At 35.8% G+C, this 21,892-nt stretch carries 18 protein-coding genes; 15 read left to right on the top strand and 3 right to left on the bottom strand.

The features are described from left to right. Nucleotides 1-313 precede the first annotated feature (313 nt). From AC1DVP_RS08510 to bglX, 15 genes are all read left to right on the top strand, one after another. Nucleotides 314-1,102: a THC0290_0291 family protein gene (locus tag AC1DVP_RS08510; RefSeq protein WP_477183067.1), complete on the top strand. Its 789-nt coding sequence runs from the start codon at nt 314-316 to the stop codon at nt 1,100-1,102. Nucleotides 1,103-1,415: 313 nt separating this feature from the next. Continuing rightward, on the top strand, nt 1,416-1,901 hold the full coding sequence (locus AC1DVP_RS08505) for an acyl-CoA carboxylase biotin carboxyl carrier protein subunit (RefSeq protein WP_477183066.1): 486 nt from the start codon (nt 1,416-1,418) through the stop codon (nt 1,899-1,901). A 129-nt stretch (nt 1,902-2,030) separates the two neighbouring features. Continuing rightward, entirely contained in the window at nt 2,031-3,470 is a 1,440-nt protein-coding gene (gene accC / locus AC1DVP_RS08500) for an acetyl-CoA carboxylase biotin carboxylase subunit (RefSeq protein ID WP_477183065.1), read from the top strand. 143 nt (nt 3,471-3,613) lie between these two features. After that, nucleotides 3,614-5,155, top strand: a complete 1,542-nt coding sequence (locus AC1DVP_RS08495; RefSeq protein ID WP_477183064.1) for an acyl-CoA carboxylase subunit beta — start codon at nt 3,614-3,616, stop codon at nt 5,153-5,155. Nucleotides 5,156-5,719: 564 nt separating this feature from the next. After that, on the top strand, nt 5,720-6,301 hold the full coding sequence (locus tag AC1DVP_RS08490; RefSeq protein ID WP_477183063.1) for an inclusion body family protein: 582 nt from the start codon (nt 5,720-5,722) through the stop codon (nt 6,299-6,301). A gap of 165 nt (nt 6,302-6,466) precedes the next feature. Then, on the top strand, nt 6,467-7,060 hold the full coding sequence (locus tag AC1DVP_RS08485) for an AidA/PixA family protein (protein ID WP_477183062.1): 594 nt from the start codon (nt 6,467-6,469) through the stop codon (nt 7,058-7,060). 386 nt (nt 7,061-7,446) lie between these two features. Further along, nucleotides 7,447-8,343, top strand: a complete 897-nt coding sequence (locus AC1DVP_RS08480; RefSeq protein ID WP_477183061.1) for an IS982 family transposase — start codon at nt 7,447-7,449, stop codon at nt 8,341-8,343. 326 nt (nt 8,344-8,669) lie between these two features. Further along, nucleotides 8,670-9,032: a cytochrome c gene (locus AC1DVP_RS08475; protein ID WP_477183060.1), complete on the top strand. Its 363-nt coding sequence runs from the start codon at nt 8,670-8,672 to the stop codon at nt 9,030-9,032. A 180-nt stretch (nt 9,033-9,212) separates the two neighbouring features. After that, nucleotides 9,213-9,614 (top strand): OB-fold protein, encoded by a 402-nt coding sequence (locus tag AC1DVP_RS08470; protein ID WP_477183059.1) that lies wholly within the window; start codon nt 9,213-9,215, stop codon nt 9,612-9,614. Continuing rightward, nucleotides 9,615-10,478: a DUF5777 family beta-barrel protein gene (locus AC1DVP_RS08465; RefSeq protein WP_477183058.1), complete on the top strand. Its 864-nt coding sequence runs from the start codon at nt 9,615-9,617 to the stop codon at nt 10,476-10,478. Nucleotides 10,479-10,496: 18 nt separating this feature from the next. After that, nucleotides 10,497-10,841: a hypothetical protein gene (locus tag AC1DVP_RS08460; RefSeq protein ID WP_477183057.1), complete on the top strand. Its 345-nt coding sequence runs from the start codon at nt 10,497-10,499 to the stop codon at nt 10,839-10,841. A 10-nt stretch (nt 10,842-10,851) separates the two neighbouring features. Further along, nucleotides 10,852-11,394, top strand: coding sequence for a YceI family protein (locus AC1DVP_RS08455; protein ID WP_477183056.1), 543 nt, complete (start codon nt 10,852-10,854; stop codon nt 11,392-11,394). A 271-nt stretch (nt 11,395-11,665) separates the two neighbouring features. Next, nucleotides 11,666-12,781: an SGNH/GDSL hydrolase family protein gene (locus tag AC1DVP_RS08450; RefSeq protein WP_477183055.1), complete on the top strand. Its 1,116-nt coding sequence runs from the start codon at nt 11,666-11,668 to the stop codon at nt 12,779-12,781. A 62-nt stretch (nt 12,782-12,843) separates the two neighbouring features. Continuing rightward, the gene (locus AC1DVP_RS08445; RefSeq protein ID WP_477183054.1) at nt 12,844-14,223 is read left to right on the top strand and encodes a sialate O-acetylesterase; all 1,380 of its coding nucleotides are present in this window, start codon (nt 12,844-12,846) and stop codon (nt 14,221-14,223) included. Between the two features lie 339 nt (nt 14,224-14,562). Continuing rightward, on the top strand, nt 14,563-16,851 hold the full coding sequence (gene bglX / locus AC1DVP_RS08440; protein WP_477183053.1) for a beta-glucosidase BglX: 2,289 nt from the start codon (nt 14,563-14,565) through the stop codon (nt 16,849-16,851). A 115-nt stretch (nt 16,852-16,966) separates the two neighbouring features. Here bglX and galB read toward each other — a convergent pair whose 3' ends face one another. The 3 genes from galB to AC1DVP_RS08425 all read right to left on the bottom strand — a co-directional run bounded on the left by galB (nt 16,967) and on the right by AC1DVP_RS08425 (nt 21,862). After that, nucleotides 16,967-19,393, bottom strand: a complete 2,427-nt coding sequence (gene galB / locus AC1DVP_RS08435; RefSeq protein ID WP_477183052.1) for a beta-galactosidase GalB — start codon at nt 19,391-19,393, stop codon at nt 16,967-16,969. Between the two features lie 50 nt (nt 19,394-19,443). Then, nucleotides 19,444-20,604, bottom strand: coding sequence for a glycoside hydrolase family 53 protein (locus AC1DVP_RS08430; protein WP_477183051.1), 1,161 nt, complete (start codon nt 20,602-20,604; stop codon nt 19,444-19,446). A gap of 118 nt (nt 20,605-20,722) precedes the next feature. Next, on the bottom strand, nt 20,723-21,862 hold the full coding sequence (locus tag AC1DVP_RS08425) for a SusE domain-containing protein (protein WP_477183050.1): 1,140 nt from the start codon (nt 21,860-21,862) through the stop codon (nt 20,723-20,725). Nucleotides 21,863-21,892 lie beyond the last annotated feature (30 nt).

Raw genomic sequence — 21,892 nt, 5'->3', positions numbered from 1 at the left:
GATTGCCCTCGAGGAATTAAACAAATCTATTCGTTATCCTTTTCTCTCTTTGGATTTGTAATACAGAAAAAATTGCAGTTGTACAGAAGTAATTACAAAATAACAACTATTTTATGTCGCTGACAGTCAGTGTATTGTAATATTATACATCTGTCTAATTGAAAAAAATGCATTTGAACTATAAAAATACCCATTAAACGAGTTTAATTTTTATTACGTTATTAAGTCGTTCTATTTGCAGATTGAAATTCATTCTTCTTTATGAACTAAATACCTACAGATTAGAATTATACCGATAATAAATTAGCCCCGAATGTCCAAAAATTTTGTTTGTGTTTTTATTGTTTTTTTGGGTTTCCTTAATTCATCTGCTGCTCAATCTTCAGTAGCTCATGAAGTAGGCGGTTTTTTTGGCTCTAGTTTTATGAAATCGGATTATGGCCAAAGAAATGATAATTCCTCTAGTTACGGGAATGCTGGTTTCGCTATCGGTTTGGTGCATTATATAAATTTTTCATCCAAATCGATGAGCAGTGCGTATTTCAAAGAACATTTTAAAGTGAGATCAGAATTATCTTTTAATAAAACCACATTGAATCATTTTGGCAAATGGGCTGAAAATGGTAATAGTATAGGAAAACAGCAATTAAGGGCGATGGAAGGTAAATCATCTATTCTAAATTTAGGTGCACAATTAGAATATTTTCCACTTAGCAGAATTCACGATTTTGAATATACTATTGGAGGAATTTCTCCTTACATAAGCTTAGGGATTCAATATAATTTTTATAGCGCAAATTCCTCCTCAACAATGGGAGAATTAGGGACTTCAAAAACAACTTTTCCAAAATATCTAGTTCCTTCAGATGGACATCCTTATGGTTTTTCTTCGGAAAACAGCAGTACCTGGTCTATTGTTTCCGGCATAGGAGCCCGTTACAAATTAACCGCTTTATCAGATTTATTGATTGAAGCCCGCCTTCAGTATTTTGGTTCTGATTGGGTGGATGGATTAAATCCCAATAAAGAAATTTATACCGAAAATAAATACAACGACTGGCAGGTTTGGCTGACTTTTGGTTATATTTTTTACTTAGACTAACGTACTATTATTTCAAATGTAAAAATGAAGGTACACGATTCAATTGAAAACAAATTGAATTTATCAATAGTATCTTTCTAAATTAATTGTTCTGGTTTTGCGTGAGGGATAGTAATAAGCTACCAAAGTAGCATGGGATAGCCCGACTCCATTAGAGAAATGGTCGTATATGCACAAAGTAGAGTTGGCCATTTCTCTAATGGAGGCACGCCCTGATTTTGATTCTTCGGATGATTTTGTCCACAACTTAATTTTTTTGTTTACGAAAACGTTTTCTTTTCCTATTTTTACTACTTTAAAAAAAGAGTAAATAATGAGTTCAAATTACAAAGTAACTGTAAATGATAGTTTTCATTTTGATTTTGAAAAGGAAAGTATTTCTCAATTGGATGCTGTGCCTACGGAAATGAACGCATTTCATGTACTGCATCAAAACACACCTCATAAAACGGAAATAATCGCTTCAGATTTCAATCACAAAAGCTATACGGTTAAGGTAAATAACACCAATTATACTGTTGTAATATCTAATCCTTTGGATATTTTAATCAAGGAAATGGGATTTGAAGCGGGGTTGACCAAACAGGTTAATGCTATCAAAGCGCCGATGCCGGGATTAATTTTGGAAATTAGTGTTGTTGTTGGGCAAACTGTTAAAGAAAATGATAATCTAATCATTCTTGGCGCTATGAAAATGGAGAACAGTTTTCTGTCGCCTCGCGATGGAGTTATTAAATCCATTGCGGTGAGTACAGGAGATGCAGTGGACAAAGGGCAGTTATTAATTGAATTCGAATAGAAAATTGAGTATAGAAAAAAGAGAATAGAGTATAGAGAAAAGGCATATGAATTAAGTTGTAAGATCTCTTCTCTAGCGGAAAACAGTCTTTATTCTATTTTCTTTATTCTTTTAATCTTATTGAAAAATATGAAAAAAATATTAGTTGCCAATAGAGGGGAAATCGCCATCAGGGTGATGAAAACCGCACAGAAAATGGGAATTAAAACGGTAGCCGTTTATTCAACTGCCGACAGGAATGCACCGCACGTAAAATTTGCCGATGAAGCGGTTTGGATTGGTGAAGCTCCTTCTAACCAATCCTATTTGTCGGGAAGCAAAATTATTGAGGTGGCCAAATCTTTGAATGCAGATGCTATTCATCCAGGATATGGATTCCTGAGCGAAAATGCCGATTTTGCTGAAGAAGTCGAGAAAAATAACATCATTTTTATTGGGCCAAAATCGTACGCCATTAAAATTATGGGAAGCAAACTAGCAGCGAAAGATGCTGTAAAAGAGTATAATATCCCGATGGTTCCTGGTATAGACGAAGCCATTACTGATATCGAAAAAGCAAAAAAGACGGCTACAGCAATTGGCTTCCCTATTTTGATTAAAGCTTCGGCTGGCGGGGGAGGAAAAGGAATGCGCGTGGTAGAAAGCGAGGCTGATTTTGAATCCCAAATGAATCGCGCCATAAGCGAAGCAGTAGCTGCGTTTGGCGATGGATCGGTTTTTATCGAAAAATATGTGGCTTCTCCGCGACATATCGAAATTCAGGTAATGGCAGACAGCCACGGCAATATTTTATATTTGTTTGAAAGAGAATGCAGTATTCAGCGCCGTCATCAAAAAGTGATTGAGGAAGCGCCTTCGGCCGTTTTGACTCCGGAATTGCGTAGGAGAATGGGTGAAGCTGCGGTTTTGGTGGCAAAATCCTGTGATTATTTAGGCGCAGGAACTGTAGAGTTTTTATTGGACGAAAATAATAATTTCTATTTCCTTGAAATGAATACCCGTTTGCAGGTGGAACACCCAGTTACGGAATTGATTACAGGCACCGATTTGGTCGAACTGCAAATTAGAGTGGCAAGGGGAGAAGCATTATCAATAAAACAGGAAGACTTGAAAATAAAGGGGCATGCTTTGGAATTGCGTGTGTATGCCGAAGACCCGTTGAATGATTTTCTGCCAAGTGTGGGGCATTTGGATGTGTATCAGCAGCCTGTTGGCGAAGGCATTCGTGTCGATAACGGTTTTGAGCAAGGCATGGATGTTCCAATTTATTATGACCCGATGCTGGCCAAATTAATTACTTACGGAAATACTCGTGAAGAAGCAATACAGCTGATGATTAAAGCCATTGAGAATTATCAGGTGGAAGGCGTACAGACGACTTTGCCTTTCGGAAAATTTGTTTTTGAGCATGAGGCATTTCGTTCGGGGAAATTTGACACGCATTTTGTTAAGAAATATTACAATACCGATGTATTGAAAAACCAAATGGCGCAAGAAGCAGAAATCGCGGCTTTGATAGCATTGAAACAGTATTTTGAAGATCAAAAAATAGTACGATTGCCCAATTGAAAAAATTAGTTGAACCATTAAGGAATTAAGTTTTATTTTTTCTAAATGAAACTTAATTTTCTTAATCTCTTAATGGTTCAAAATTGAGTTGGCTTTAGCCAAAAAAGGAAGGATTAATAAAAACTTAGCGGTTAAAAAATTGTATGCAAGACAAAATAAAAACACTAAACGATAAAATAGCCGAAGCCCATTTGGGCGGAGGAATAAAACGCGTCGCCAAACAGCATTCGAACAAAAAACTGACTGCAAGAGAGCGTATTGATTATTTGATGGATGAAGGTTCTTTTGAAGAAATCGGAATGCTGGTGACCCACCGAACCACCGATTTTGGAATGGAAAACGAAATGTATTACGGCGATGGAGTAATTACAGGATACGGAACCATCAACGGAAGATTGGTTTATATTTTCGCGCAGGATTTTACGGTTTTTGGAGGATCGTTGTCTGAAACGCATGCCGAGAAAATTTGTAAAATCATGGATATGTCTGTCAAAATGGGTGCGCCCATGATTGGACTGAACGATTCGGGCGGTGCGCGTATACAGGAAGGCGTTCGTTCGTTGGGCGGTTATGCCGATATTTTCTATAGAAACGTGCAGGCCAGCGGTGTGATTCCGCAAATTTCTGCAATTATGGGACCTTGTGCAGGTGGAGCCGTGTATTCTCCTGCCATGACCGATTTTACGATGATGGTTGAAGACACCAGTTATATGTTTGTTACGGGGCCGAATGTAGTAAAAACCGTAACCAACGAATCCGTAACTTCGGAGGAATTGGGAGGAGCGAGTACGCATTCTACCAAGTCGGGTGTGGCACACTGCACTTCGGTGAATGATGTGGTTTGCCTGGAAGACCTCAAGAGGCTGTTGAGTTATTTGCCCCAAAACAACAAAGAAACGGCACGCCATTTACCTTATGAACTTAAGGATGAAATACGTGAGCAATTAGCCGATATTATTCCGGATAATCCGAATAAACCGTATGATATGCATAGTGTGATTGCAGGGATTATTGATGAAGATTCGTTTTTTGAAATTCATAAAAATTATGCCGAAAATATCCTTGTGGGTTTTGCTCGATTGGGAGGTCGAAGCATAGGAATTGTGGCCAACCAACCAATGTTTTTGGCGGGTTGTCTAGATGTAAACAGTTCGAAAAAAGCGGCACGATTTACCCGTTTTTGTGATGCGTTTAATATTCCGTTATTGGTACTGGTGGATGTACCGGGATTTTTGCCGGGAACCGATCAAGAATGGAACGGAATTATCGTTCATGGAGCAAAACTGCTATATGCTTTGAGCGAAGCAACAGTGCCGAGAGTTACAGTGATTACGAGAAAAGCTTATGGAGGCGCTTATGATGTAATGAATTCCAAACACATTGGTGCCGATATGAATTTTGCTTGGCCTACAGCCGAGATTGCCGTTATGGGAGCTAAAGGCGCATCGGAAATTATATTTAAAAAAGAAATCAATGAAGCCGAAGACCATGAAGCCAAACTTCTGGAAAAAGAAGCCGAATATGCCGAGTTATTTGCAAATCCGTACACAGCTGCGCAACGAGGTTTTGTAGATGAGGTAATCCTTCCGCAAGATACAAGGCGCAAACTGATAAAAGCGTTTAGCATGCTTGAGAATAAAGTAAGTGTAACTCCTGATAGAAAACACGGGAATATTCCTTTGTAATATTTGTATTGAAATAGAAATAGAAAAACCACCCTAATCGGGTGGTTTTTCTATTTTCTGATTTTATAGATTTTAAGTATGGATAATAGCGATACGTTTTGGCATTGCTTCGTCAGTTCGCTTTCGCCCATGTCAGACAAAGATTTAATCTTCTTAATTTATTTGCAGCATTATTTTTCAAGTTTGTACAAGGAATACTCATTCTAGTTTTTAGTTAGGGTAATTCTTAGAAGGTATTTTTTTTGTAAATATATTGTTATGGTATTGTAATCTGTTTTAAATCAGGTATTTGTACGTATTGCGAGCTTGTTGTTTTTTTTGAAATTTGTATAATCATCAAGGATTAAGAAAGTGGTTGTATTAGGAGTATTCTTAATTTTTTGCCACGAAAAGCTTTTTTTGACAATCAAGAATATTGAAAGGATTGTAGAATGAGTATTATTAAATGTCTTAAAAAAGAAGATTGTTTACATAAAAAATAAAAGAGGATACAATACCCTCTACAAAAAGCGGCGTAATCCGAAAAGCCTAAAATAGAGTAGGAAAATTTTAAAAATAACATATATGGAAACTCAAGAACTTAATGAGAATGTAGGAATTGAACTAGCTTCATCAAACGAAATTATCAATGTTCAAATCATCATTGATACTGATAAAATTATCAGTGATATGAAAAAGAAAGGTATAACGCCTAGTACAAATAAAGATGCTCCAACTGGTTTAGATCATAGTTACCAATTTATGGTTGTTTCAACTTTGGCAAATATTAAAGGTCAAGGAACTGCTGACTTAGAGTTTAAAGCTGAAGTTGGTGATGTTGTGAGATTTAATACTGTTTCTGAATATAATAATATGGATAATGCTGTATTACTGTATCAAATTAAAAAGTTTGGTGGTACTGATGTCTTCAACGAATTTTCGTCAAAGGTATATACTAAAAAAGTGATTCAAGCCGCTGGAGGTGTCTCACCACTTCCTCCAACTTTTGCAGATGTAAGATTTTGGTTTTATGAGTCTAGTATAGCAAAGGCAGGAACAGAGGATTTTGATATCCGTTTTGCATTATATACAAGAGTAAGAGGTCAAGAAAATCCAGTTTTATATGGCTATTTCTATTGGGATCCAAGAGTTGTCGTGAAATTCTAATTTCTAAAAGAACACTTATTGGTTTTATTAGTTATGAGAGACTGTCCAAAAACTAATTTGGGCAGTCTTCTTATATTATAGCTGTTCTTTTTTATTTGATAGATCTAAAAAAAGCAGCAAAAATTGAAAAGTCTTAATGGAACAGAAAACCTAAAAAAAGTAAACATGAAAACAGAAGAAATTTACGAAGAAACTAATGATTTTGTAATCAACTCAATAAATGAAATAATAAATGTGCAAATTATTATTGATACAGATAAATTAATAAATGATTTTGAAACTCCTAGTGCAGACAATGAGAGTCCTATTGCCGTAGATCATAATTATATGTATGTAGTTGTTTCAACACCAAGTGCTACTAAAGGTTATGAAAATGATGATAATTTGAAACTTAATGCAGAAGTAGGAGATGTTATTAGATTTAATACTATTTCAGAATACAATAACATGGATAATTCTGTATTGCTTTGTGAAGTTAAAAAAGTTAAAGGTGCCAATGTTTTTGGAAGGTTTAAATCTAAGTTTTTCAATAAAATTAGTATTGAGGCTGCAATAGGAGAATCACCGCTGCCGCCTGTCTTTGTAAAGAGGGCTTTTTGGTTTTATGAATCGAGTGTCAAAAAGATAGGGAAAGAGATATTTTCTTTGAAGTTTGCTTTATATGTAAGGAGGAGAGGTCAACAAGATCCTATTCTTTGGGGTTATTATATTTGTAATCAGGTTATAGTAGTTAGAGGCTTATCTACCATTCACGAGTAGTACATATTAAACCATATTTTAAAGAAGACTGCCTAATTATAGACAGTTTTTTTAAATTAAAGGGTTTTGAAAAAAATATCAGGTTATTCTCGAGTCAAAATGATTATAGTAATTAAATTTGCTTTTTGCATCTACTTTTACGTGATTCTTATAACCATAATAGCTTATGTTATTCTTTTTAGTCCACCTTGCATCTAAATTCTTTTGAGATTTTTTATTCGAATTTTCTTCGAACGATTCTGGAGTGTTTCCAGCTTTAATTTCAGCATTTCCTGCCCTATTAACCTGAACTCGATTAATAATTTAGGTTGAAAACATTGCACAAAAAGGCAAAATTTAGTATATTTAAATCTCTGACAATTAAATACTTAACTAAATTCCGCCTTATGATTTGTTTCGATAAAATTACTGATATTTTCTCTATTGTTGATGAATTTTGTAAAGATTTTGAGAAAACTACACAACCTTTTCTGCTAGGAAAGCCTTCCAAACGTCCTTCGATTATGTCAAAATCTGAAGTAATTACAATTTATTTACTTTTTCATTTGAGTGGTTTTCGTTGTTTCAAGCACTATTATATTTTTTATGTTCAAAAGCATATGCAAAATGAGTTTCCAAACACAGTTTCTTATAATCGTTTTTTAGAACTGATACAAAGTGTTCTTTTACCTATGACTATTTTTGCCAAAACTTGTTGTTTAGGCAATTGTACAGGAATTTCATTTATAGACTCAACACCAATAAGAATTTGTAAGAACAAACGAGTCAGTAGAAATAAAGTTTTCAAAGGCATTGCCACTACTGGTAAATCTACAATGGGTTGGTTTCATGGCTTTAAGCTCCATATAATTATTAATGACAAAGGAGAATTATTAAGCTTTGCTGTAACTCAAGCTAATGTTGATGATAGAGAACCACTGAAAAATGAGGGTTTTTTGAATGCTATTTTTGGAAAGTTATTTGGTGATAAAGGGTATATAAGCGAAAAACTCTCCCAATTATTATTTGTTGATGGAATCCAATTAATTACAAGCATTCGCAATAATATGAAAAATAGTTTGATGGAAATGAGTGATAAGATTTTACTTCGTAAACGCTCAATAATCGAAACCGTTAACGATGAACTTAAAAATATTTGCCAAGTTGAACACTCTAGACATCGTTCATTTACTAACTTTTTGTCAAATCTTATTGCTGGAATAATTGCTTATAATTTTCTACCCAAAAAACCTTCGTTGAAATACGAAACAGTTAAAACTAACCAATTAGCAATTTTTTATTAATCGAGTTCAGGTATATAAGTTGTTGTCAATCATTTTTTTAAACTCAGTTTTACCATTATTGAGTTACAAAGAAAAAAATCGTCATTTTCTTGTAGGTTAATTCTCTATTATTTTGATTAATTTAATAAAAAAAACTATTTGTTGTTGTAATGTCTGTTTGTTTTGTTTATTTTTAATTTTTTATTTAATTTTATGTTAAATGTTTAAAATTTGCTTCTGTTGTTTTAAATAGTTTCTATTGGTTAAAATATACTTTTTAGGATGAGGAAACTATTCTGTCTTAGGTTGAAATCGTTCTTTTATTAATCAGTAAAAATTGTTTGACCATGAAAAAAATGCAAACAACTTGTTCCGTTTTAGTCTTTGCTTTATCAATAATGTCATGTAGTGGAGGAGGTGATGATTCGTCAACTCCCGTAACTCCTCCAGCCACTGGAGATAAACCCACTTATACTGCAAATATTAAATCAATCATAGATGGAAACTGTGTATCCTGCCATAGCCCAGGTGGAGAAAACAGTGCAGTTCCTTTACAAACTTATGCACAGGTGAGTGCCAAAGCAGCCACAATTAAAGAAAGAATCGAAAAACCAGCCGGTGACCCTTTGGTAATGCCTAAAGGAGGAAAATTATCACAGGCAAATATTGATTTGATCAATAAATGGATAGCCAACGGAATGCCTAATTAAAGTTTTGTTTCATAAAGATAAGATTTGTACACAATACATTTAAAGCCAAAATGGCCAAGCTCTCAAAAAAAAACTTAATCGTCATAATTGTGTAAACCCTGAAAAAGGAATACAATTATTTGTCAGTGCTTGTTTTTTTGTTTTTTCAAATAAATTTTTGCAGTTTAAAAAAGAAAAGTAATGAATAAAAGAATCGTATTATTTTTTTTGTTTCTGATTGGAATTGGTCTGATTAGCTTAATCGGCTATTATTATGTTATGCATAGCGGAGTGAGACATCTGGAAGATGAAAAAACAAATTTTACGGTAACTTCAGCATCTATTACGTCGGAGTTTACCACAAACATAGAAATGGCAAATAAAAAATACCTCGAAAAAGCGGTAGCGATAAAAGGAAAAATCACTGATATAAATGGTAATGAGGTTATTTTGGACGAGAGAATTATCTGTAGTATGAAAAATCTGGATACATCTATTATGAACAATCAAATAATCACTATAAAAGGAAGGATTATAGGCTATGATGATTTGATGGGGGAATTAAAATTGGATCAATGTTTTGTAATAAAAAAAATAAATTAAATGAACATAAAATTACTTCTATCCCTAGTGTTTGGTCTTTCAGTTATTGGACATGCGTCAGCGCAAGATGATTTGTTAAAGGAATTGGACACCGTAAAACCCAAAGAAAAGCAAGTTGAAATTGCAGGTTTCAAAGGACTGCAAATTTGTAACATGCAATCAACTAAATTAACAGCCAAAGGAGAATGGTATGTATTGATTTCACACCGGTTTGGTGATTTGACCGAGGGGTTGGACAATTTCTTTGGTTTGGATGATGCCTACACAAAAATAGGAGGGATTTATGGTGTGACCAATTGGTTGTCAATTGGGGTATCACGGCAAACCAATAATAAAATTTATGAACTTACAGCGAAATATAGACTGAAAAGCCAGGAAACTGATGGGTTTCCTGTCACGATTGTGGGCTACAACACTATGGATATTAATACAAACTTAAGCACAGATATATATCCGAATTTGGAATTTAATAACCGTTTGGCCTATACTACCCAATTATTGGTTTCTAGAAAGTTTTCCCCTAAGTTTTCGGCGGAACTAACATCAATTTATATTCATAAAAACCTATATGACCAAATTACCGAAAAGGAAAATCAATTTGTAGTGGGGATGGGAGGAAGATACAAATTCACAAAAAGGCTAAGTGTGAATTTAGAATATGCGCCCCGAATAGATGCACCAGAAAACACGGTTTATCATGATTTACTTTCGGTGGGATTGGATATTGAAACCGGCGGGCATATTTTTCAGTTAGTGTTCTCTAATTGTCAGACGATGAACGATGTTTATGTATTTTCAAATGCTATTGGAGATTGGAGCGGGGGAAGCCTTTATTTTGGATTTAATTTGTACAGGGTTTTTTAAAATTAATACGATATTCTGATGGGAAAAATAAAAATAGTTTTGATAGTATTATGTAGCGTATTTATTGCTTCGTGTGAGTCCAATACTTATAGCGAAGTAGCCGGACAAATTAGCAATCCTACTTATGCTGCCAATATAAAACCAATTATAACCAATAATTGTACAAGCTGCCACTATGGAACCAATCAATTTCCTAATTTGGAGACCTATGAAGGAGTAAGAAGTGCATGCTTGGTTAATAATTTGGTTTGTAGAATAGAAGGGGAAAACTGTGGCATTAGAATGCCTCAGGGAGGGAAATTGCCTCAGCCTAATATTGATTTGATTAAGCTTTGGGTAAGCAATGGATTTGTAGAAAAATAATTCAAAACAGATGAAAAAGTTAGCACTCTTGATAGGATGTATTTTTGTGGGAAATATAATTTTCTCTCAAAAGATGATGACTAGAACTGGAGAAATAAAATTTGAGGCCTCCGTACCTTCTTTCGAACCTGTTGCGGCTGTAAATAATTCGGTTTCTGCGATTCTTGATGAGTCGAATGGTGAATTTGCCGCATTGGCTTTGGTAAAGGCTTTCAAGTTTAAAGTCCCTTTGATGGAGGAACATTTTAATGAAAGTTATATTGAATCTTCCAAATACCCAAAAGCTACTTTTAAAGGAAAAATTATAAATTTTGATGCTTCAAAATTGTACACTTCCGGAAAATACGATTTGGAGGGGGATTTGACCATACATGGTGTCACCAAAAAGATTAAAACTAAAATCACTTTAATTTTGAAAGATGGAAAATTGTATGTTACCAATAGTTTTACCGTCAAAGCTCAAGATTTTAATATAAAAATACCCAGTATTGTGAAAAGTAAAGTGTCTGAAGATGTTACTATTACTGTAGATTTTATTCTTGATCAAAAATAATTTTTTTGACAATACACATAACTAGTCTTGATAAGACCACCAAAAATCATTTGGTGGTTTTTTTTTGGTTTCTCTAGTGTCCTTTTCAAGTGAAATGACAGTTTTTAAGTATTCATAATAAAGATGTATTGCAAGAAAATATTTGTTTTATTATTCCAACGTAATGGATACAAGTAATTTTTTGATTATAATTTGAAAAAATAGTATCTAATCTTGAATTGCATTCGCTTTATATTTGTTGTCAATAGTATTATGAAAGTCCTAAAAGATTATGAATTACAAAAAAAAACACCTTATATTTTTATTGATTGCCATTTCGTCCTTTTCTATTGCTCAGAAAAAGGGAGAAACTCAATCGCTTTTTGAATATCTGGGGAGAGTCGAAAAAATGCAGGACAATAAAGTGGTGCTTATTGGTGCCGCTTCATCAGTGTCTTTTGATTTTGAAGGAAACTCCTGTGCAGTTTTACTGCAAAGCATCGAGGATCACCAAAATTATGTTTCCTTGGAACTTGATGGTAAATATATTGGGAGAGTACGAATAGAAAAAGGCGATGCGAAATCTTTTCCAATTGCTGTACCCAATGGTAAAAAAACACATCATCTTTCGATTTATAAAGCTACCGAAGCAGCTAACGGCGGTGTTTTATTTGCAGGAACAACAGCGAAGCTAATAGAAAGCACTGCATCCAAAAAGAAGAAAAAAATTGAACTGATAGGTGATTCCATAACTTGCGGTTATGGTAATGATACCTCTGCAATTCCTTGCGGCAGTGGAGACTGGTACGATCAGCATAATGGATATTGGGCGTATGGGCCAGTGCTTTCCAGGGCATTAAATGTCGATTTTGTATTGAGTTCTGTTTCTGGTTACGGGATGTACCGCAACTGGAATGATGAACATCAGAACGAACCCAATATTCCGGATGTGTATGAAAATTTATATCTGAATAAGGATACTTCAAAACCCTATGATTTTGCTTTTCAGCCCGATTTGGTGAGCATTTGTTTGGGAACCAATGATCTTTCAGATGGTGATGGGAAAAAAGCGAGATTGCCGTTTAATGAGGAAAAATACGTTTCAAATTATATTGATTTTATCAAAACGGTTTACAAACACGCGCCTAACACCAGAATTGTTTTACTGAATAGTCCGATGGTTTCGGGAGAGCGAAATGTAACTTTGGTAAAATGTCTTAAAAGAGTGATTCAGGCTTTTGAAAATGATAAAACACACAAACCAATTGCGCTGTTCGAATTCCAGCCTATGTCTCCAAAAGGCTGTGGCTACCATCCCGATATCGCTGATGATAAAGTGATGGCCAACCAATTAATTCCTTATTTTAAAAAGTTATTAAATGAAATGAGCATTCCTAAGAAGCTCTAATCAAAAAGGGAAGTTTGTATGCGAATTCCATTTGACAAATAAAAAAACAATATAATACACAAATGAAAAATAAGATAATTGCCTTTATTTTTTTCCTGATATTTTCGAATACTGCTTCCGCAAATGTTACGCTTCCGAATATCTTTTCGGATAATATGGTTTTGCAGCGCAATAGTGAAGTTACTATTTGGGGATTTGCTAATCCGCAGGAAGAAGTTGTGGTTATGCCAAGCTGGAATAATGAAACCTATAAAATTAAAGCCAGCAATCAGGCGAAATGGGAAATTGTTATTCCGACTCCAAAAGAAGGAGGGCCTTATACAATCACCATAAAAGGCTACAATGAAATCGTTCTGAAAAACATTCTGATTGGCGAAGTTTGGATTTGTTCAGGACAATCCAATATGGAAATGAATGCCAGTTGGGGAATCGAGAATGGTGATGAAGCGGTAAAAAATGCCGTGAATTCTAACATCCGATTTTTTTTGGTACCTAAATTAACCGCTACTGCACCGCAAAATAATATATCAGGAACTTGGACGGAATGTTCGCAGGAAACGATGAAATATTTTAGTGCTGTGGGCTATTTTTTTGGAAAACGCCTGCAGGAAGAATTGAAAAATGTACCCATTGGTTTGATTTCGTCCAATTGGGGCGGAACGCCGGCTGAGATTTGGACGTCGGAAGAGGTGATTCAGAACGATGCAGTTTTATTGGAAGCAGCTAAGACAAGAAAAGAAGAAAGCTACGGGCCAAACCAGCCGGGACGCGCTTTTAATGCGATGATTTATCCGCTTACAAAATTTAAAATAGCGGGAGCATTGTGGTATCAGGGAGAAAGCAATGTGGGATCGACGGTTTATGATAAAACGCTTTCGGCTTTAATCACTTCGTGGAGAAAATTATGGAAGTATGATTTCCCGTTTTATTTTGTACAGATTGCACCTTATAAATATGGAGAAGATCATTTTGGAGGTTCTATTATTCGCAATGCACAGCGAAAAGTTCTGCAGGAAGTTCCGAACACGGGAATGGCAATCACGAGTGATATTTCGCCTATAGATGATATTCATCCAAAGGATAAAAAATCGGTGGGGATTCGTTTGGCTAATTTGGCTTTGGCAAATACCTACAAAACGAATACAGCATTGGTAAACGGACCGCTTTATAAAGCAATTGCCGTTGAAAAAAATAAAATAACAGTCACTTTTGATTATGCAGATGGTTTGTATTTTAAGGACAAGAAAGCTGATTTGTTTGAAGTGGCAGGAAGTGACAATGTGTTTTATAAAGCTGCTGCTGTTATCAAAAATAATGCAGTAATAGTACAGTCGGATAAGGTGAAAGCACCGGTTAAAGTGCGTTATGCCTGGAAAAATACTGATCAGGGAAGTCTTTTTAATAAAGCGGATTTGCCTGCTTCGTCTTTTATAACAGAATAATTTCATTTTATTTTAGTACAAAAAGACACATTTGTCTTAGTTTTTTGCATCATTTGTTTTATTGAAGATAGAATTAGAAAGGTAAATTGCTTTCTGTTTTTTATGGAGCTTGATTCGTTTTTAATCTGGTAAGAATAAAAAGGTCTTGAAATCCGTAGAGCTGCGTGAGGGATAGAACAAGGCGCCATAGCGCTCGTGATAGCCCGACCGCGATCAATAAAGGGGGCGATAACGATTTCTAAAGTAGCCCCCTTTGTTGATTGTGGTCACGCCCAAGTAATTAGGACAGAACAGTTAGTTTTTTAAATGATGTAAAAAAATAAACCCTTAACTCTTAAAATGAAAAAAATAATTACGGCAGGGATTTTTACCCTGATTACAATTGGAACTATGATTGCACAAAAATTACCTCATTTAGACAAAACTAAACCTATTGAAGAGCGCGTTGATTTGCTGTTGAAGCAAATGACACTGGAAGAGAAAGTGGGACAAATGAACCAATACAACGGATTTTGGGAAGTGACCGGGCCAGCACCAAAAGGCGGTACTGCCGAGTTGAAATATGAGCATTTACGCAAAGGATTAGTTGGTTCTATGCTGACGGTTCGCGGAGTGAAAAATGTACGCGCTGTACAGAAAATTGCAGTTGAAGAAACCCGATTGGGGATTCCGCTGATTATTGGGTTTGATGTGATTCACGGCTATAAGACATTGAGTCCCATACCGCTCGCAGAATCGGCAAGCTGGGATTTGGAAGCGATTAAAAAATCGGCGGCTATTGCGGCTGATGAAGCTTCGGCATCTGGAATTAACTGGACTTTTGGGCCAAATGTTGATATAGCAAATGATGCCCGCTGGGGGCGTGTGATGGAAGGTGCAGGAGAAGATCCATATTTGGGAAGTAAAATTGCGACTGCCAGAGTTAAGGGTTTTCAGGGTGAAACCATTGCAGATTTGGCAAAAGTAAACACTATTGCTGCCTGTGCGAAACACTTTGCTGCCTACGGTTATGTTGAGGCTGGACTAGAATACAATATTGTGGATATCAGTAATTCTAAATTGTATAATTCGGTTTTACCGCCGTTTAAGGCCACTGTTGATGCAGGAGTTCGTACGTTTATGAATTCTTTTAATACGCTGAATGGCGTTCCAGCAACAGGAAATGTGTTTTTGCAGAGAGATATTCTGAAAGGAAAATGGAAGTTTGACGGTTTTGTAATTTCGGATTATGCTTCAATTCGCGAGATGATTGCGCATGGTTATGCCAAAGATGAGGCAGATGCTGCTTTGAAAGGGGTAGTTGCGGGATCAGATATGGATATGGAATCGTATTTATATGTTGCAAAATTAGTTGATTTGGTTAAAGAAGGAAAAGTTAAAGAGGCTCTGGTAGATGATGCGGCGCGCAGAATTTTGCGTGTGAAGTTTGAATTGGGACTATTTGATGATCCGTACAGATATTGTGACGAAAAACGTGAAAAAGAAGTTATAGGAAGCAAAGCCAATAACGAAGGCGTTTTGGACATGGCCAAAAAATCTATCGTATTGCTAAAGAACGATAAAAATTTATTGCCGCTAAAGAAATCTGGTCAAAAAATAGCTTTGATTGGGGCTTTAGCGAATGATAAAACCAGTCCATTGGGAAGCTGGAGAATAGCATCAGATGATAATACGGCAGTTTCGGTTTTAGAAGGAATGCAGCAGTATAAAGATAATAAACTGACTTTTGAAAAAGGAGCAGACTTAACTGTGGGCAAAATTTCGTTTTTAGATGAGGTTGTTTTCAATACTACTGATAAAAGCGGTTTTGAAGCAGCTAAAAAAGCGGCTAAGGAAGCAGATGCTGTTGTGATGGTTTTGGGAGAACACGGTTTTCAAAGCGGTGAAGGACGCAGCAGAACTGATCTTAATCTGCCTGGTCTGCAGCAGGAATTATTGGAAGAAATTTATAAAGTAAATCCAAATATCGTATTGGTTTTAAATAATGGCCGTCCGTTGAGTATTCCGTGGGCTGCAGAACATGTTCCTGCCATTGTTGAGGCATGGCACTTAGGAACGCAGACCGGAAATGCGGTAGCACAGGTTTTATACGGCGATTATAATCCAAGCGGAAAACTGCCAATGTCTTTCCCAAGAAATGTGGGTCAGGTTCCGATTTATTACAACAGATACAGTACTGGAAGACCAGTAAATAGTGATAAAAATGTGTTTTGGTCGCATTATACAGATGTCGAAAAAACACCCTTATTTCCGTTTGGTTTTGGTTTGAGTTATACAGCATTCGAATACAAAAATCTGAAGTTAAGTAAAACTGCTTTCGCAAAAGGAGAGCCAGTTCAGGTTTCTGTTGGAGTTACCAATTCAGGAAATTATGATGGAAAAGAAGTGGTGCAATTGTATATTCATGATGATTATGCGAGTATTATCCGCCCGATAAAAGAGCTGAAAGGATTTGAATTGATTAATTTGAAAAAAGGAGAGACCAAAACAGTTTCTTTTACTTTAACCGATAAAGAACTTGGTTTTTATGACAATGACGGAAATTATTTGGTAGAACCGGGAACTTTTAAAATTATGGTTGGAGGAAGCTCTGATAAAGGATTAGAAAGCGGTTTTGAATTGAAGTAAAAATTCATCCGATAATAGATCTTCTTTTTTCATAAGACTGTGTAATTAAAAAAAATGATGGGATTTTAAAATCCCATCATTTTTTTTAATTACACAGTTAGTGAGACACTACCTTCTAGTTCGAAGAACTAATAGTTACCGCCGCGGTTTTTAGTCCTTTTCCACTAACAGTAAGTTCTATGTTTCCAGCTTCTTTCAGCGATTGAACAAGTACTACTGCTTTCCCGCTAAACGCTTTCATTGTTGGCAGATGAAATAATTCTAACGAAGTTGCATCTCCATTGCATGCCGCTCTGTAAGTTCCTTTTCCATTAACTTTAAATTGCAGTTGATTGGCTGCTGTTGGGCAAGGAATTCCTTTTTCATCCACAATTGAAACCGTAACATAAGACAAGTCTTTACCATCGGCTTTGATTGTTTTTCTGTCAGGATCAAGTACTATTTTGTAGGCTTTTCCAGCAGTATGAATTTCCTCTTCTGCAACTGCTTTGCCATCTTTATCTAATGCCACAACTTTTACGGTTCCAGGTTCGTATTTCACATCCATCCACATTAAACGGTATCTGTTTTGTGGTGTTGAGTTATTCTTTTTTTGAATGCCCATACTTTTTCCATTTACAAAAAGCTCGGCACTGTCATAACTAGTATATACAAATACTGGCGTTACCTGACCTTCGCGTCCTTCCCAATTCCAATGCGGTAAAATGTGTAAGGTTTTCTCGCTTTTGTTCCAGCGGCTTTTGTACAGATAAAATCTATCTTTTGGTAATCCTGCTAAATCGTTGATTCCAAAATAAGAGCTGCGGGAAGGCCATTTTTCATCATAAGGAGTGGGTTCCCCTAAATAATCAAAACCTGTCCAGACAAATTCGCCTATAACCCAAGGCTTATCATCCTGTAAAACAAAATCTTCATCGGGTACATTGGACCAGCTGCAGGCTTCCAAATCATAAGAAGAGCATTGAAAATCTGGGTATTGTTTGTCTTTGGCCTGTACTATTGGAAATTTATAAATTCCTCTTGAACTAACGGTAGAAGCCGTTTCAGAACCTAAAATAAATCCCTGCGGGAATTTTTTAAACGCTTCCTCATATAAATGAACACGATAGTTTAATCCTGGTACGTCTAGCAAAGCTCCAAAACCTGATTCCATAGTTGCTTTTACCTGATCCATACCAACGGTTACTGGTCTTGTAGGATCTTCTCTGTGGAAAATGTCCTGCAGCCATTTGGCTCGTTTTACACCTTCTTCTCCCCATTGATCAGGAACTTCATTTCCAGAACTCCACATTACAATAGACGGATGATTTCGGGTTGCACGAACTAGATTGACGATATCTTTTTCAGCATATTGTTCAAAAAAACGATTGTATCCATTCTGAACTTTTGGTTTTGCCCATTCATCAAAACTTTCTGCTAGAAACATGAAACCCATTTCATCACATAATTCTAATTGTTCTAATGAAGGCATATTGTGAGAACTGCGGATTGCATTGCAGCCCATATCTTTCAGTATCGTTAACTGACGGCGTAAAGCTGCCACATTTACTGCTGTTCCCAAAGGACCTAAATCATGGTGCAGACAAACGCCTTTAAACTTTCTAATCTCACCGTTTAAACTAAATCCTTTATTGGCTTCGTATTTTATATCACGAATTCCAAAGCGGGTAGTAACTTCATCTTTCAGTTCGCTGCCTATAAACCATTGTGAAACGGCTTTGTACAAATAAGGAGTTTCTGGACTCCATAGCTTCGGATTTTGGACTTTAATGTTTTGATCAAATTCAGTTCCAAAAGGAGTTACAGCTTTATCTGAACTTACTTTTTGGCCATTGGCATCAAAAATAGTAGTAACCAAATAGCCATTTTCTCCAGAAGCTTTTGTTTTTATATTTACTTTGGCCTCTTCTTTACTAATAAACGGTGTTGTGACAGAAGTTCCCCACTGGTCGATGCTTTCCTTATTTTTGATAATAAGGCTTACTTTTCTATACAGACCAGCACCCGGATACCAGCGTGAAGCAAATTCTTTGTTGGTTAACTTAACAGCCAAAGTATTCTCTCCAGCTGTGATAAAATCAGTTATGTCAAAATAAAAATAGCTGTAGCCATAGGCCCATTCGCCCACTTTTTTGCCGTTTAGATAAATTTGCGGTTCACTCATAGCACCTTCGAAAAGTAAAATCACTTTTTTACCTTTTTCCGTAGCCGAAACCGTAAATTTATTTCTGTACCAAGCTGTGCCTACATGAGGTAAAGCGCCAGTTCTGCCTGTTTTTTCAGACGCTGTATTTTCGCCGTTTTGAACAATTGCAACACTCTGTTTGTCAATTTCTTTATCAAAAGGACCGTAAATTGCCCAATCATGCGGGACAGTTACTGTTTCCCATTTTGAATCATTAAAATTGGTTTGAAAAGCATTCTCGAAATCTCCTTTTTGAAATTTCCAATTGTTATCCAATTCTCTTACTGTGCGTACTTGAGAAAAGGAAATTTGTATTACTATAAAAAAAGCGAATAGAAGAGTTCTAAACTGTTTCATTGCAAATATTCGATATTTAATTTTTATAATGGATGTCAGTTGGCTGTAAATTATTTAGAGCCATTATAAAACTGCATCCCTAAAGTTGCCTTATTAGTATTGTCAAATAAGGTAGCATTGTCCCAGTGAGAACCTGTTCCCCAAAGTGTTTTGCAGGTTGTTGAAACCCATGCCGGTTCCCAATAAACGATGCCTTCGCCTCCAGCAGCAGCTACGACTTCTTTTAGTTTCTTTAGATAACCTAATTGTCCTTCTTGGGTGGCGGTAAATCCATTGATTAAGGCTTTGGAATCAAGGTTGTTGCTGGCGTTGTCATTATTGTTTAAAGTAAATGGATAAGCCGTTTCAACAATCATCAGTCTTTTTTTATAAGTGCTTATAAGCGTTTTGAGAGGTGTCGAAACATCGTCCAGCGTATATTTAGAATAACTAGGGTAGTAGGATATTCCAATCCAGTCAAAATCTGTAATCCCATTTGCAGCAGCATCCTTAAACCACCATAAGGCATTTTCGGGCTGTGCAATATGAAGCATAACATCTATTTTCTTGTTTTTTTCTTTTGAAATATCACGTACAGCTTTAATTCCTTTGTTGATAAGATAAGAATTTCGCGTCCAGTCAATTGGCCAAACTAGAGTCGCTCCTTGTAAAATCATTGGATTTATTTCATTTCCAACTTGCACTATTTCAGGCAGCAGGTTTTCTTTGGATAAATTATTTAAGGTTTCATAGGTGTAATCGTATAATAATTTCCCTAAGGCCTCTTTGTTGTTCATTTGGCTTTCCCAAGCTGCTGGAATTTTTTGCTTTTCTGGGTCTGTCCATGAATCAGAGTAATGAAAATCCAGCAGAACATTCATTCCTTGGGCTTTTGCTCTGGAAATTGTTTTTTTCACATCATTATAATTGGAATAATTTGTCCAAGTAGGATTGTGCCATAAACGAACCCGGACTAAATTTGTGCCGGCTTCCTTAAAAATTTTATAAGGATCCTGCGCAGCCCCTTTATCGTTTTTATAAATGGCACCGCAATCTTCCATTTCGTTTACATACGAAAGATCTGCACCATAATAAAAAGAAACATTTTCGGTAACTGGAGGAGTCACTACGGGATCTTTTTCTGTCGTTCCACCATCACTTTGGCAAGAGCCTAAATTGAAGCAGGCTAGAATTGCAAATGTATTGATGTAAAATTTCATTACTCTTTTCATATATTGACACTATTTGTTTTTTATTGGAATATGGAATGAGCATAGCTGCTATTGGTATTTGAAGATTTTTCAATTTATGCCAATTTTAGACTATGCTCATTTCATAACAGTATTAAGTTTATTCTAGGGTAATTGTTTTAGCAATACCATTAATTGTTAATTTATAGGTGCCGGGTGTTCCAACAAATTTAAAATTAGCATCTCCGCTTCCGTCGTTTACCAAATTTGCATTGATTTTGTAACCTGCATCTGAATAAGAAGCAAAGTTGTTTTTGGTATCCCAAGTACCAAATATGTGGAAAAATCGGAAGACATCATTTGATAATGTAATAGATGCTGACCAGATATCTGGAGTAGCCTCAACAAATTGAATGGTTTTAGCAGCGTCAAAATTCCATCCGCCCGGTACTGCTCCACCTACTGTCCAAAGAGAAGTTGAAGCTGTTAATACAATTGTTTTTTTAGTGTTGTCAATAGTAATTGTATAGATTCCAGGAGTTCCGACGAATTTAAAGTTGCTGTCATTGTCTAAAGCATTTTCTAAGTTTACATCGATAGCATAGCCTTCTCCTTTATAATGTGAATAACCTAAAGCAGATGACCAATTTCCTGATTCTTGGAAAAATCTAAAGTTCCCCTTAGCTAATTTTGCTTTTATCTGTACAACATTGTTAGTACATTTCATTTCTCCAGCTGGTTTAAAATTCCAGCCTATATCTGTCAAAGCTTCTCCAACAGCAAAAAGAGAAGGACAGCTGCTTCCTGCAGCCACAGTTTCAATCCATTTAATAGTAACAGCTTGTATTTTTGATAAAGTTTCATTAGCTCCAGTTGTGCCCGCAGTTGCTCTCAATCTAAAGTATACCTGCCCGGTATTATTTGGAGTACCGTCTGCATTAGTTGTTGCAGGATTGTCATCAAGTCCTAGGTCTTTGGCAAAATCTAATAATTTAGCAACAGTAACTGCTATATTCTTTTCGCTGGTAGTACCCACAACTTTAAAGTTTGTAAAATCTGCTTTTGTAGCACCTTGAAGTTCATAAGTAATATTTGTCGGCACTCCAAAGTCTGCAGATTCCCACATAAATCGATCGGCTACGTTGTCTTTTGTGGCCTGTGATATTAAATAATTGGCAGCAAAAGCATTGGTAAATGCGATCCCGTCTGCATCAGGTTTTGCAGTAAAAACTGGTGAATTGTCATCAGAACAAGCATTTAAACTTATAAGTGCTATAAATAGTAAGATTAGTTTTTTCATTGTATCTATATTTTTGATTTTTTTATCTTT

It is taken from the genome of Flavobacterium sp. P3_A6, assembly GCF_056403035.1.
This window is presented reverse-complemented; position numbering and strand designations above follow the sequence as displayed.

Coding starts and splice junctions, on each gene's coding strand:
- AC1DVP_RS08455 (WP_477183056.1), top strand. CDS start 10,852: ATGAAAAAGTTAGCACTCTTGATAGGATGTATTTTTGTGGGAAATATA.
- AC1DVP_RS08425 (WP_477183050.1), bottom strand. CDS start 21,862: ATGAAAAAACTAATCTTACTATTTATAGCACTTATAAGTTTAAATGCT.
- AC1DVP_RS08475 (WP_477183060.1), top strand. CDS start 8,670: ATGAAAAAAATGCAAACAACTTGTTCCGTTTTAGTCTTTGCTTTATCA.
- galB (WP_477183052.1), bottom strand. CDS start 19,393: ATGAAACAGTTTAGAACTCTTCTATTCGCTTTTTTTATAGTAATACAA.
- AC1DVP_RS08430 (WP_477183051.1), bottom strand. CDS start 20,604: ATGAAAAGAGTAATGAAATTTTACATCAATACATTTGCAATTCTAGCC.
- AC1DVP_RS08505 (WP_477183066.1), top strand. CDS start 1,416: ATGAGTTCAAATTACAAAGTAACTGTAAATGATAGTTTTCATTTTGAT.
- AC1DVP_RS08445 (WP_477183054.1), top strand. CDS start 12,844: ATGAAAAATAAGATAATTGCCTTTATTTTTTTCCTGATATTTTCGAAT.
- AC1DVP_RS08460 (WP_477183057.1), top strand. CDS start 10,497: ATGGGAAAAATAAAAATAGTTTTGATAGTATTATGTAGCGTATTTATT.
- accC (WP_477183065.1), top strand. CDS start 2,031: ATGAAAAAAATATTAGTTGCCAATAGAGGGGAAATCGCCATCAGGGTG.
- AC1DVP_RS08465 (WP_477183058.1), top strand. CDS start 9,615: ATGAACATAAAATTACTTCTATCCCTAGTGTTTGGTCTTTCAGTTATT.
- AC1DVP_RS08510 (WP_477183067.1), top strand. CDS start 314: ATGTCCAAAAATTTTGTTTGTGTTTTTATTGTTTTTTTGGGTTTCCTT.
- AC1DVP_RS08470 (WP_477183059.1), top strand. CDS start 9,213: ATGAATAAAAGAATCGTATTATTTTTTTTGTTTCTGATTGGAATTGGT.
- AC1DVP_RS08485 (WP_477183062.1), top strand. CDS start 6,467: ATGAAAACAGAAGAAATTTACGAAGAAACTAATGATTTTGTAATCAAC.
- AC1DVP_RS08480 (WP_477183061.1), top strand. CDS start 7,447: ATGATTTGTTTCGATAAAATTACTGATATTTTCTCTATTGTTGATGAA.
- AC1DVP_RS08450 (WP_477183055.1), top strand. CDS start 11,666: ATGAATTACAAAAAAAAACACCTTATATTTTTATTGATTGCCATTTCG.
- AC1DVP_RS08490 (WP_477183063.1), top strand. CDS start 5,720: ATGGAAACTCAAGAACTTAATGAGAATGTAGGAATTGAACTAGCTTCA.
- AC1DVP_RS08495 (WP_477183064.1), top strand. CDS start 3,614: ATGCAAGACAAAATAAAAACACTAAACGATAAAATAGCCGAAGCCCAT.
- bglX (WP_477183053.1), top strand. CDS start 14,563: ATGAAAAAAATAATTACGGCAGGGATTTTTACCCTGATTACAATTGGA.